At 50.7% G+C, this 12,933-nt stretch carries 11 protein-coding genes; 4 read left to right on the top strand and 7 right to left on the bottom strand.

Going from position 1 to position 12,933, the window contains the following annotated elements:
* Positions 1-204 precede the first annotated feature (204 nt).
* Entirely contained in the window at positions 205-1,047 is an 843-nt protein-coding gene (locus F4V61_RS13405; protein ID WP_038397441.1) for a 23S rRNA (adenine(2030)-N(6))-methyltransferase RlmJ, read from the top strand.
* Positions 1,048-1,151: 104 nt separating this feature from the next.
* Complete coding sequence (gorA, locus tag F4V61_RS13400) at positions 1,152-2,504, top strand: glutathione-disulfide reductase (protein WP_000160762.1); 1,353 nt, start codon at positions 1,152-1,154, stop codon at positions 2,502-2,504.
* 46 nt (positions 2,505-2,550) lie between these two features.
* On the opposite strand, the gene fraE is transcribed toward gorA, so the two are convergent.
* From fraE to F4V61_RS13375, 5 genes are all read right to left on the bottom strand, one after another.
* Positions 2,551-3,594 (bottom strand): fructose-asparagine asparaginase, encoded by a 1,044-nt coding sequence (gene fraE, locus F4V61_RS13395; protein WP_000702754.1) that lies wholly within the window; start codon positions 3,592-3,594, stop codon positions 2,551-2,553.
* A gap of 58 nt (positions 3,595-3,652) precedes the next feature.
* Complete coding sequence (locus tag F4V61_RS13390) at positions 3,653-4,972, bottom strand: anaerobic C4-dicarboxylate transporter family protein (protein ID WP_000498941.1); 1,320 nt, start codon at positions 4,970-4,972, stop codon at positions 3,653-3,655.
* Positions 4,973-5,025: 53 nt separating this feature from the next.
* Entirely contained in the window at positions 5,026-5,871 is an 846-nt protein-coding gene (fraD, locus tag F4V61_RS13385) for a fructose-aspartate kinase (RefSeq protein WP_000028443.1), read from the bottom strand.
* A 63-nt stretch (positions 5,872-5,934) separates the two neighbouring features.
* Positions 5,935-6,912 carry a 6-phosphofructose-aspartate deglycase gene (gene fraB, locus F4V61_RS13380; RefSeq protein ID WP_077905518.1) on the bottom strand — a complete coding sequence of 326 codons (978 nt, stop codon included), beginning with the start codon at positions 6,910-6,912 and terminating at the stop codon, positions 5,935-5,937.
* A 175-nt stretch (positions 6,913-7,087) separates the two neighbouring features.
* Positions 7,088-7,807 (bottom strand): GntR family transcriptional regulator, encoded by a 720-nt coding sequence (locus F4V61_RS13375; protein WP_000572573.1) that lies wholly within the window; start codon positions 7,805-7,807, stop codon positions 7,088-7,090.
* 326 nt (positions 7,808-8,133) lie between these two features.
* Between F4V61_RS13375 and F4V61_RS13370 the strand changes: the two genes are divergently transcribed.
* The gene (locus F4V61_RS13370; protein WP_000934254.1) at positions 8,134-9,783 is read left to right on the top strand and encodes an alpha,alpha-trehalase; all 1,650 of its coding nucleotides are present in this window, start codon (positions 8,134-8,136) and stop codon (positions 9,781-9,783) included.
* 12 nt (positions 9,784-9,795) lie between these two features.
* On the opposite strand, the gene F4V61_RS13365 is transcribed toward F4V61_RS13370, so the two are convergent.
* A complete protein-coding gene (locus F4V61_RS13365) occupies positions 9,796-11,385 on the bottom strand; it encodes an STY4199 family HEPN domain-containing protein (protein WP_038397436.1) in 1,590 nt (529 codons plus the stop codon).
* Between the two features lie 279 nt (positions 11,386-11,664).
* Between F4V61_RS13365 and F4V61_RS13360 the strand changes: the two genes are divergently transcribed.
* Positions 11,665-12,015 carry a glycoside hydrolase family protein gene (locus F4V61_RS13360; protein ID WP_001120245.1) on the top strand — a complete coding sequence of 117 codons (351 nt, stop codon included), beginning with the start codon at positions 11,665-11,667 and terminating at the stop codon, positions 12,013-12,015.
* A gap of 11 nt (positions 12,016-12,026) precedes the next feature.
* On the opposite strand, the gene F4V61_RS13355 is transcribed toward F4V61_RS13360, so the two are convergent.
* Positions 12,027-12,629 carry a response regulator transcription factor gene (locus F4V61_RS13355; protein WP_038397435.1) on the bottom strand — a complete coding sequence of 201 codons (603 nt, stop codon included), beginning with the start codon at positions 12,627-12,629 and terminating at the stop codon, positions 12,027-12,029.
* Positions 12,630-12,933: the final 304 nt, after the last annotated feature.

Genomic DNA, 12,933 nt, shown 5'->3' with positions numbered 1-12,933 from the left:
TCCTTTCATTAAAAATAACGCCAGGTCAAAACCACTACGTTGCCCTCAGGCGATGCTGGCCTGCTCATTTGACGATTTGATGATACGAACATGTCTTGCAATACTTTCACAACAGGCGAAACAACATGGCGGTACGGGGGTAATCTGCGCGGATCTGCGGTAAACTATCGGTTAACTTGTTTACTTCCCGGAATATCTGCATCCATGCTCAGTTATCGTCACAGCTTTCACGCAGGCAACCACGCCGACGTCCTTAAACATACCGTTCAGAGCCTGATCATCGAGTCGCTAAAAGAGAAAGAAAAATCGTTTCTCTATCTGGACACGCACGCGGGCGCGGGGCGCTATCAGTTGTGCTGCGAACATGCTGAACGTACTGGAGAGTATCTGGAAGGTATTGCCCGTATCTGGCAGCAGGACGACCTGCCCGCCGAGCTGGAAACGTATATTGGCGTCGTAAAATATTTCAACCGCAGTGGGCAGTTACGCTACTATCCGGGTTCTCCGTTAATCGCCCGCCAGTTGCTGCGTGAGCAGGACAACCTGCAGCTCACGGAATTGCATCCCAGCGACTTCCCGCTTTTGCGCGCGGAATTTCAAAAAGACAACCGCGCCCGCGTGGAACGCGCCGACGGTTATCAGCAACTGAAAGCCAAATTGCCGCCGGTTTCCCGCCGCGGCCTGATTCTCATTGACCCGCCTTATGAAATTAAAACTGACTACCAGGCAGTGGTCAGCGGCATCAGCGAGGGTTATAAACGTTTCGCCACCGGTACATACGCGCTATGGTATCCGGTGGTGCTCCGTCAGCAGATTAAGCGCATGATTCATGATCTGGAGGCCACCGGCATCCGTAAAATCCTGCAAATTGAGCTGGCGATCCGCCCGGACAGCGATCAGCGCGGGATGACGGCGTCCGGTATGATTGTGATTAACCCGCCGTGGAAACTGGAGCAGCAGATGAACAACGTGCTACCGTGGCTACACAGCAGGCTGGCGCCGAACGGTCACGGGCATACCTCGATAAGCTGGATCGTGCCAGAGTAATCACAGCCATCGGTGGAAGCTTTCACTTTCAGGTATACAATCGCGAATATTTTGGCGGGTAGCGCAGAATCTATCCGCCCGACAACGCATATAAAGGAGCGGTCATGACCAAACACTATGATTACATCGCTATCGGCGGCGGCAGCGGCGGTATCGCCTCGATTAACCGCGCCGCCATGTACGGCCAGAAATGCGCGCTCATCGAAGCCAAAGAACTGGGCGGCACCTGCGTCAACGTGGGTTGCGTGCCAAAGAAAATCATGTGGCATGCCGCGCAGATTCGTGAAGCCATTCATCTGTATGGCCCGGACTACGGTTTTGACGCCACGATTAATCAGTTCGACTGGAGCAAGCTAATTGCCAGCCGTACCGCGTATATTGACCGCATCCATACTTCATACGACAACGTGCTGGGCAAAAATAACGTGGATGTGATTAAAGGCTTTGCCCGCTTTGTCGATGCCAAAACCATTGAAGTGAACGGCGAAACTATCACCGCCGACCATATTTTGATCGCTACCGGTGGCCGTCCGAGCCATCCTGGGATTCCAGGCGTGGAATACGGCATTGATTCCGACGGTTTCTTTGCGCTTTCTGCCTTGCCGGAGCGCGTCGCGGTGGTAGGCGCAGGTTATATCGCCGTTGAACTGGCTGGCGTTATCAACGCGCTGGGGGCGAAAACGCATCTGTTTGTCCGTAAACATGCGCCGCTGCGCAGTTTTGACCCGATGATTAGCGAAACGCTGGTTGAGGTGATGAACGCCGAAGGCCCGCAGCTACATACTCACGCAGTGCCGAAAGCGGTGGTGAAAAACGCCGACGGCAGTCTGACTCTGGAACTGGAAGATGGCCGCACTGAAAACGTTGATTGCCTGATCTGGGCCATTGGTCGCGAACCGTCGACCGACAATATTAATCTGGCGGCAGCGGGCGTTAAAACCAATGAAAAAGGTTACATCATCGTCGATAAGTTGCAGAACACGAACGTAGAGGGCATTTACGCCGTTGGCGATAACACTGGCGCGGTGGAGTTAACGCCAGTCGCGGTCGCCGCTGGTCGCCGTCTCTCCGAACGCCTGTTTAACAACAAGCCGGACGAGTATCTGGATTACAGCAATATCCCGACCGTGGTCTTTAGTCATCCGCCTATCGGCACTGTCGGTTTAAGCGAGCCGCAGGCGCGCGAGCAGTACGGCAACGAGCAGGTGAAGGTCTATCAGTCATCGTTTACCGCCATGTATACCGCGGTAACGACACACCGCCAGCCGTGCCGTATGAAGCTGGTCTGCGTCGGGCCGGAAGAAAAAATTGTGGGTATCCACGGTATCGGCTTCGGCATGGATGAAATGTTGCAGGGCTTCGCGGTGGCGCTGAAGATGGGCGCTACCAAGAAAGACTTCGATAATACCGTCGCCATCCACCCGACCGCGTCGGAAGAGTTTGTGACCATGCGTTAATATCTTGTGCGCCCACCTTAAAGGATGGGCGCACAGGCCTTCATGATTAATACGTACTGAAATAATTCTGAATCAATTCCGGCTTGTGCGTCTGAGTTAATGCCGTCATCAGCAATACCCGCGCCTTCGCCGGGTTGAGCGAATCAGACACCAGCCCTGGCTGTCCTTTATCCAGCGGTACTACGCCATTTCCGGCGCGGGAAGCGCGCACCACGATAATCCCGGCTTTCTCCGCTTTTTTAATCCCCGCGTCGCTGCGTACCGAGACCGAACCTGCGCCGGTTCCGGCATAAATAATACCGTCCGCGTGATGGGCGATCGCCGCATCATACATATATTCCGGGTCGTCCTGATAGCCATAAATAATCACCACATTGGGTAATTTTTTGATATTACGTACGTCAAAAACAGAGCGCAGGGTATGAATTTTTTCCACTCGCGTTTCGAACTGTGGCTGACCATTAACGATGACGCCCAGATAGCCCTCTTCCGGCGCTTTAAAGGTATCCAGAGTCGTGGCATTAGTTTTCGTCACAAAGCGCGCCGAACCAATTCGATCGTTTAAAACAACCATTACGCCGCGTCCCTTCGCATTCGGGTCAGCAGCCACCGTGACCGCTTCCAGCAGGTTCATTGCACCATCGGCGCTGATTGCCGACGCGGGCCGCATTGCAGCGGTAAACACCACCGGTTTGTCACTTTTCACAGTCAAATTAAGAAAGTAGGCGGTTTCATCGAGCGTGTCAGTGCCGTGAGTAATGACCACACCGTCAACATCGTCCCGCGCCAATAACGCATTCACCTTCTGTGAAAGTTTCAGGATAATATCGCTGGTCATATTTTCGCTACCAATATTCGCCACCTGCTCGCCGTCAACGCGAGCGATATTATTCATTTCCGGTACGGCATTTATTAATGTTTGCACGCCAAGTTCACCGGATTTATATCCCGCAGTTTGTGTATTATTTGCTGCCGTCCCGGCGATAGTACCGCCTGTCGCGAGAATAACAATATGTGGTAGTGACGTTGTGCTAAATACACAGTGGCTGATGAGCAGCAACACTGTGGCCATGAAAACCCTGATTTTCATTTTCTTCCTCTGAATTAAAAATAATAAGTGACGTGTGCTATAAAAACATTAATAACAATCAGGCCAGAACCATTTTTCCTATTAACAGCCCGACAATGACCGAGACAATCACGTTAACTAATCCCGGACGCATAAAACTATGGTTAAGCACATATTTGCCGATACGCGTCGTACCGGTATCGTCAAACGCCAGCGCCGCCAGACACTGCCCCGCCACCGGAATAAAGAAATAGCCGTTAACGGCAGGCCAGGAGCCGATTAATGCATAAGCGGGCAACCCTAACGCCAGCCCCAGCGGCAACAGAATTAACGTCGTTGCCGCCTGGCTGCTGACCATAGCGGACACGAAAAACATCATAATGGCGATAAGCCAGGTATGCTGTTGCAATAGAGTTTGCACTTCTGCCTTAATCAAAGCGATATGACCATTCACGAACGTCTCACTCATCCAGGCCAGGCCGAAGGCGCAGACAATCGCCAGCGCGCCCGCCCGAAATACCGTACCGCTGATAATCTGATCGACCTGCGGTCGGCATAACAACACAATCAGGCAGGCAAAAGAGAGCATCGTAATCTGGATAGCGGCGGACATCGAAAGCGGTTGTAGCCCTTTCGCTGTTTCCACCATTGGTCGCAGCGCCGGAATCAGTCCCAGCAGAACGATAACGATCGCACTGGTCAGAAATAATGCCACCGACAATTTGGCGCGCGAAGTGACCACCGTATTTTTGCTTTCTTTCTGCGTAGGTTTAATTAACCCTTCAGCAAGCCGACGTTGATATTCCGGATCGTCTTTTAACTCTTTTCCTTTATTAAAGGTCGCTATTGCCCCCATCGCTACGCCGATTAACGTGGCGGGTACGCAAATCATCATAATGGTTGAAATAGAGACGCCCAACGGCGCCATTAAACCAATCATCGCCGCCATGGCGGCAGATATAGGACTGGCGGTGATCGCCTGTTGCGATGCGATAACGGAAATAGATAAAGGACGTTCCGGTCGAATACCTGAATCCCGTGCGACTTCAGAAATAACCGGTAGCAAGCTATAAACGACATGCCCCGTTCCTGACATAAAAGTGAAGATATAACAGATAAACGGTGCTAATAACGTAATGTAACGGGGGTGACGACGCAGAATTTTTTCCGCCAGTTTGACCAGTAAATCCAGCCCGCCGGAGGCCTGTAAAGAAGCAGCCGCTAAGACAACAGAAAGAATAATCAGAATCACATCAATCGGCGGCGTAGAAGGCGTCAGGCCAAAAATAAAAACCATCACGCCGACGCCTAATCCGCCGATCATCCCCAAAAATACGCCGCCGATCCTGGCGCCTATCATTAGGGCCACAAGGATAATACATAATTCCGTCCAAAACATACTTCCTCCTGGGTTATCTGGAGTGAGTGTCGCTTTACATTGAGGGACGTAACCTACTGTGCAAACGGTTTACCAAAACCAAATGCACCGTAATGAGATAAAACCTGCGCCGCCGATTTCCCGCCCTGCCGCATGGCGCGTAACACGCTTTCTTTATCGGGTTCCGCCATACCCGATTGCAAAATGGAAAGCAAAAAACCGGTTAAGAAGGCGTCGCCTGCGCCCAGCGTATCGATAGGTTCGATATAAACAGGTTGCCACTCCAGATAATCCGCGCCGGAAAAATAATAAACTTTTTCATGCCCGCAGGTGGCAATAATATGCCGACAGCCATAGCGGTAAAGTTTATTTAGTTTTATTTTGATTTCATCTGGCGATAAACCGCTACAGGAGATAAATCCGTAATCTACCCACGGGCACACCTTTTCAAAATATTCGTCTGTACCGCGCCCGGAAAAATCAAAAGAGAGTAAGACGGTTTGTTGTTTAATTTTCTCCAGTTCCGATTCCAGGTGGCCGTTAATGCTGGAATGGACTAAGGTAAATTGTGATATATAGCGAAGATCGACGTCAGACAGACTAAAAGGATGTTCCCGCAATACGCCGTTTTTGTTGCTGGCGACAAATTGCCGATCGCCATGCGTGAGACGGATACAGGCATATCCATTTTCGCCGGTATAATGGCGGCAGTGAGAGATATCTATCTGTAGCTGGCGTAATACATCCTGTACGTGCCGCGCTGCGTCGTCATTGCCAAACGCCCCCATAAACGCGCTGGGGATATCTGCTAATTTCGCATAGACAGAAAAATTTAATGCATTACCGCCGGGGTACATGATACCGGAATGCAGGTATTTATCGACAACGTTGTCGCCAATACCCAATACGCTGATGCTCATCTTTATTCCTTGTTTGTCTTTACAATAAAAAGCGTCCCTGCTTTTTTATCCATCCTGATTTAATTAATATTCCACTTTCCACATATAGCGGCGCGTAGTTAACGGATGCTGGCGCACCTCAGCTAACGCCCGATTGTAAACGGGATAAACATTATTAAAGAGAGAGTGGTTAAAGTAATCAATAACCGTGGTTTTAATGGTCGATAACCCCAGCTCTTTCGCATCGACAACTTCAATCCGGCGGCCATATTTTTTCAGGAAGTTTAACGCGCGTTCATCCACCGCCCGCGTATTGCCCTCGGAAAACTGGAAGAAGAAAGGCGTATTCGCATCGGTAATTTCAAACGGCCCGTGGAAAAACTCACCGCTATGAATACAGGCGGAATGTATCCACTGCATTTCCATAAAGATACAGATGCTCTGTAGGTAGGCTGCGCCATAGCCCGCGCCGCTGGCGACGGTGTAAATGACTTTATCGTCTTTATATTCCTGAGCGAACGCCTGCGCGCGTTCCGCAACCTGCTCGCAAGCGCGCCAGACGATACGGTTGATTTTGCTGACGCCATCCTGAAAATCATCGTAGTGCGCGTACCCTTCCGTCTGCTGGAGCAGTTCGACCGCACTCAGCAGGCCTTTCATCGTTTTCTCTCCGGCAATATCTTTACCGTCGCCAAACGTGTACGTTTCCACATAGTCGCAGTGCGCCACCAGCGGTGAATCCATCACCCAGGTTAAACCAATGACCGGCGTGCCGTGCTGACGGGCGATTTCAGCCGCTTTAATTGTCTCTGGCGTATTACCTTTGTGGGAGGCGACAACCACAACGGCATTTTCTCCCAGCGCTACCGGCGGATTGTTAATAAATTCTCCGCTGTTATACAGACCGACAGTCAACGCTTTCGCTTCTTTTTCTAAAAATGCTTTCGCCGGATAGAACGCCGCATAAGAACCGCCGCACGCCACGTAATAGACGTGTTTAACGCCCCCTTTCTCTGCCTGGCCGGCCACAATATTGCTAACTGTCTCTTTCATACCCATCATGCTTTCCTCTGGTTCCATCAATGATACAGGCGAGGACTCGCCATAAATGACTCAAAATGTATTATCATTTTTATATGACATTTAAATACATTTGATCAAGATGAAAACCAAAAAAAATCGGGATCCGCGATCTGGATCCCGATTCAGCCTGCTCTCCGTTACCGTAACGCTGACATCATACGGTAAAGCGTATTTTATCGCCGACAATCAACTGTTGCGAAACGCAGGAGAGTTCTCCTTTGTTATCAATCATTTCACTTTTTATCAGGATCAGCGGATAACCCTCGTTGACGCCAAGATAATGGGCAACTTCAAAGCTCGCATAAACCAGTTCGATCATCTTACGAGAGTGGATAAACCATAAATGGTATTTCTCGCGTAAGCATTCATACAAAGAGTGATTATTAAGATCTTCTTCCAGCAAAAACGCGAAACGTGGGGGAAGATGTACGGTTTCCAGCGATACCGCCACATCGTCGGCATAGCGGATACGTTCAATGACGACCGCTTTTTCGCCATTGTTCATATTCAGTAACGCTTTTGTCTCATCGTCTACCGATTCAAAAACAGATTTGATGGTGCGTGACCCCGGGCGACGTCCCTGGGACTGGCATAACTCGCTGAAACTCATGATGCCGGTCATACTGCGCTGAAATTTCTCACTGGAGACAAAGGTGCCTTTGCCGGACACACGGGTCAGCAAATTTTCACGCGTCAGCGCATCCAACGCCTTACGGACCGTGACCCTACTCACCTGCCAGCGCGCGCTCAGCTCATTTTCCGTCGGGATCTGCTGGCCTGGTTTATACTCTCCACGCGCAATGGCCTCTTTTAAAGCGGCTTCAAGCTGCTTATAAAGCGGTTTGGCGCTATTACTGTCGGGTTGCTCGATCATTTGTATCCATTTGTATTATTTTAATGCCATAGCCTGTATTATAACTATTTATGTTACCTTTGCTTGTGAATCCACGCCATTCGGTTACCTAGTTATACCGCTGCTAAACGAATGTTCTGATTTTGGGGCTAAGGAAGGCGTCATGAAAACAAATTTTTCACAATAAGATTCAGTAAATTAGCTAACGATTTTTCTTATCGGACAAACGGTAAAGTGTGATCTATCGCACACTTTGCAACTCATGTATCGAAGCGAATGTCTACGCTTAATAGACACCCGGGCAACCCCCGTATCTTTTACGACGCAAGCCGGAGGTCCTTGTCATTATGCTCAACCAGAAATTAAACCCCACGCCCTCTGAAGATCTGACTATTGATGTCGATCTGCTTTATGAAACAGACCCGTGCGAGTTAAAGCTGGATGAAATGATCGAGGCGGAACCGGAGCCGGAAATGATCGAGGGGCTTCCGGCCTCTGACGCCCTGACCCCTGCCGATCGGTATCTCGAACTGTTCGAGCATGTACAGTCAACAAAGCTGTTTCCAGACAGTAAAACGTTCCCGGACTGCGCGCCGAAGATGGACCCGCTCGATATCCTGATCCGCTACCGTAAGGTCAGACGCCACCGCGATTTTGACTTACGCCGCTTCGTCGAAAACCATTTCTGGCTACCGGAAACCTTATCCAGCGAGTATGTCTCTAACCCCGAAAACTCGCTCAAAGAACATATTGACCAGCTTTGGCCTATACTGACGCGCGAACCGCAAGATCATATTCCGTGGTCTTCGCTGCTGGCGCTGCCGCAATCTTATATCGTGCCGGGAGGCCGTTTTAGCGAAACCTATTATTGGGACTCTTATTTTACCATGCTGGGTCTGGCGGAAAGCGGGCGCGAAGACTTACTTAAATGTATGGCGGATAATTTCGCCTGGATGATTGAAAACTATGGTCATATTCCCAACGGCAACCGGACCTATTACCTGAGCCGCTCCCAGCCGCCGGTTTTCGCCCTGATGGTAGAACTGTTCGAAGAAGATGGCGTGCGCGGCGCGCGGCGTTATCTCGACCATCTCAAAATGGAATATGCCTTCTGGATGGACGGCGCCGAATCACTGGCGCTCAACCAGGCTTATCGCCACGTTGTGCGGATGCCGGACGGTTCCCTGCTGAACCGCTACTGGGACGATCGCGACACGCCGCGCGACGAGTCATGGCTGGAAGATGTCGAAACCGCGAAACATTCCGGTCGTCCACCCAATGAAGTCTACCGGGATTTGCGCGCCGGGGCGGCATCCGGCTGGGACTATTCTTCACGCTGGCTACGCGATGCGGGCCGGCTTGCCAGCATACGCACGACTCAGTTTATCCCCATCGATTTGAACGCTTTTCTGTACAAACTGGAGAGCGCCATCGCCAATATTTCAGCGCTGAAAGGCGAACGTGACACTGAAGCGTTATTTCGCCAGAAGGCCAGCGATCGCCGCGCCGCCGTGAACCATTACCTATGGGATGACGAAAACGGTTGTTATCGGGACTATGACTGGCGACGCGAAGAAATGGCGCTCTTTTCCGCCGCCAGTATCGTACCGCTGTATGTGGGCATGGCGAATCATGAACAGGCCGACCGCCTGGCAAATGTGGTACGCAGCCGCCTGTTAACGCCCGGCGGAATTATGGCGACCGAATACGAAACTGGCGAACAGTGGGATAAGCCGAACGGCTGGGCGCCGCTGCAATGGATGGCTATCCAGGGCTTCAAACTGTATGGTGACGATATGCTGGGCGATGAAATCGCCCATAACTGGTTAAAAACGGTGAACCATTTTTATCAGGAGCACCATAAACTGATTGAGAAATACCATATTTCCGGCGGTACACCCCGCGAAGGCGGCGGTGGCGAATATCCGCTACAGGATGGATTCGGCTGGACCAACGGTGTGGTGCGCCGCCTGATTGGCCTTTACGGAGAACCTTAACCTGCTCCGGCCTCAGTGAATCGCATCATAAATGGCTGACTGAATTTTCAGCCATTTGTTATTGTCTGCGCTGGGTCGGGCCTGAGCGCGTAATCGGGCCTGCTCCGTATCGTACTCCTGGCGCGTTACAACGGCCGGAACGGTGCAAAACGTTTGCAAATAGGTTTTATGCATCGCGGTCAATGGCGCGCCGCTCGACATTGCGTGGCTTAACGTCGTGATAAATCGCCGGCAGGGTTTTACCTCATCCATCAACGCGGAATAACGCAACAACAGTTGTAACACCTCGGTATGTCTCGCCGCAAACGCCTGCTCCGTCCACGCGAGTTGCCAGTTCATTCCGCCCTGTAGGAACAGCGCCGTCACCCGCGTATCATTGCGATCTATCGCCGCCCGCATATTATACGTATCCCAGGTAATGCCCATATGGGTGATCGTTTCCCGCGCGGAGGGTGCCTCACGCGGCGGCTCATCCTGCGCAATCGCGGGAGATTGCGCGGCCCCGGAGCCTGGCGGCAGCGTGCTGAACAGCCAGAATGCGCCCGCCAGTATCGCCAGCGTCATTACGCAGACCCCGCCCCACAAAACGCCGGAAATCAGTTGATCACGTTCTTCAGGCGTGCGCGGCGGCCGTTTACGCGGCGGCTCTATGCTCTCGCTAATCTCATGCTTATCTCCCCCGGCCTGCCGATCTTTAAGCCGCGCGATTTGCCAGAAGTGCCGTAATTCCCGTTCATCCGCCAGCAGAAACGAAGCGGGATTCACGCGGGTACGTTTTTCGGCATAAGCGCGCTGGATAGGCCGAACGATTTGCTGATACTGAACGTTTAGCAGCATAAGCCGTGCTGAGGTGAGCGGCTGTCTGGCGATAACTTCGTTTCGCGCGAGGCGGCAATCATCCAGAAACATGCGCAGCGTCGTGCGCGGCTCGACGAACAGCGTCAACGCTGAGGCGTCATTAAAAATGCTGACGTAATGACGGGCAAATAATTTCTTATCGACCACCATGAGAGCCAGCTCGCTGAACAACATACCTTCCAGCGCGTGTTGATCTTCTCCCTGTTTTACCCACTGCCGCAAACGGTCCGGGCCGAAATGTTGTTTGAGGTAGTGATTCAGGGACGCCCGATCCGGCCATGCGCGCGCAATAAGCGCTTTTAACGTCAGTTCTATCGCCCGAAGCTGACGCTGCGCCTCAAGATGCGCCTCCTGGTCGGGCTCTTCCAGTTCAGTTTGATACAACAATAGCGGCTGTTGCTGACGTAGCTGTTCCAGCGAGGTGACAAAACGCAACGCGGCAATAAGTTGATTTTCACTGACCTCTTGCCCGCTATCATACTGGGGGACCTGCTGCTGAAGGTGACGCAGTTGCAGCATAAACTGACTCAACTGCGCGTCGTTTATCCGTAATTTTTTCGCCACCGCGCCCCAACCTCCCAGGTTAAGGCGCGCCTGCTCAAGCTGTTCCATGAACCACCGGGGCTCTTTTCCCTCTGCGGTATGAATACCAAGCAGCAGCAGTATTTCCATTGATGCCTGGCGGATAATCCCCAGGCTATGTTCAAAAGGCGCACATGTCGCCTGCGAAGCGCTATTCGTCATTATCTTCCCTAAAAGACGATCCCGCGTCGAGATCTTAGTGTTCTTTTAATTATGTTTTTTCATAGATATAACAGATTTAGTCACATTTCAGTGAGTTAATCTCAATCATTGCAAATTTATAAGAAGATCGGTTGCTAACCTAAAACATCAGCTTTTCATTCTGTCAACACGACGTTACGGTGAACGGCATAGACCTTTTCCCTGTCTGCGCCTGGCCGCCTGACCGCTAGCCACGCTTGCTGCACACCTTATAATCGCGCTTTTTATGAGAAAGACGCCATGCCGCACATTTCATCTCGCTTTAGTTCCGCCTGCATCGCGTTTATTAAACAGGGGCAGGGTCTGTCGCTGGAAAAGTATCGCGACCGGCAGGGTAAATGGGTGATTGGTTACGGGCATATATTGACGCCGGATGAGACGCTGACGTTCATTACGCCCGAACAGGCGGAGGCATTCTTGCTGGATGACCTCAATAACTGCGATAAACTGTTACAGACCTGCCTGCCGGAACTTCATGATCGGTTTCAACGTGAAACGCTTATTGCGCTGATGTTCAGCATCGGACACCAGCGTTTTTTATCATTAATCAATACGAGTGATATTTCACAATCTGGAATCAGCGTGCTGTGAATTTAACATCGTTAATTCGATTCATTTAACATCATGGCGGCCTGAGTACGATTTTTTACATCCAGCCGCCGATAAAGCGACTCAAGATGCGCTTTTACCGTCCCGGTACTAATATTTAACGCCCGACCAATTTGTTTATTTGATTCACCTGCGGCAAGCATCTTTAAAATTTCCCGCTGGCGGGCGCTTAGCGCTTTTATATCGCGAGACGCCAACTCCGTTGAATTTAACCAATCCCCCGGTAAAAACATCATCCCGCGAGAGACAGTATTGAGCGCAAGAGCAAAGGTTTCGGCATCAGAGTCACGTGGCACCACAGCCTGAACATTAAATTGCATCATTTCATGTAACCACCTTTGACTGCCTTCCATCGCTGTGATAATAATCCTCACCTCAGGAAATAGCCGTGCGGTTTTTTGTAACACCTCGCGGCAAAATTCAGCATCCAGGCCGCCATCCAGCATGACCAGCGCATCCGGCGCGCTTTCTACTTTTTGCCAGAGTTCTTCTGTCTGACAGACACTCTGAATACTTACTCCTGGAATACGCTGCTGCAAACTGATTTTCATTCCATGAATAAATATTGACTGCCTGTCAAACATGATTACCTGCATTACTTTTCTCCGCTTGGGTAAGATAATAGTCTCAAGATGAGGAAGGGTATTACCCGTAGGGTAAAATAAGAAGTCGCCATTTGGCATAGGCCATTTTACCGATAGCCATTGATTAAGAAAGAGAGAGGTTATGAATATTTACAGCTTCAACATCATGATTACAGAATTAGCTAAAATTAGCGATTTGACTTAAGGAACATCTTATTATCACAAGCGAACAACGTTAATTTGAATATTAATTTATAAGAAGAGTACGCCTGGCGCGCCACAAAGGAAATATCTGTCTCCCATCTGGTATGTTACA

The sequence above is a fragment of the Salmonella enterica subsp. arizonae genome (assembly GCF_008692845.1).
GTDB lineage: Bacteria > Pseudomonadota > Gammaproteobacteria > Enterobacterales > Enterobacteriaceae > Salmonella > Salmonella arizonae.
This window is presented reverse-complemented; position numbering and strand designations above follow the sequence as displayed.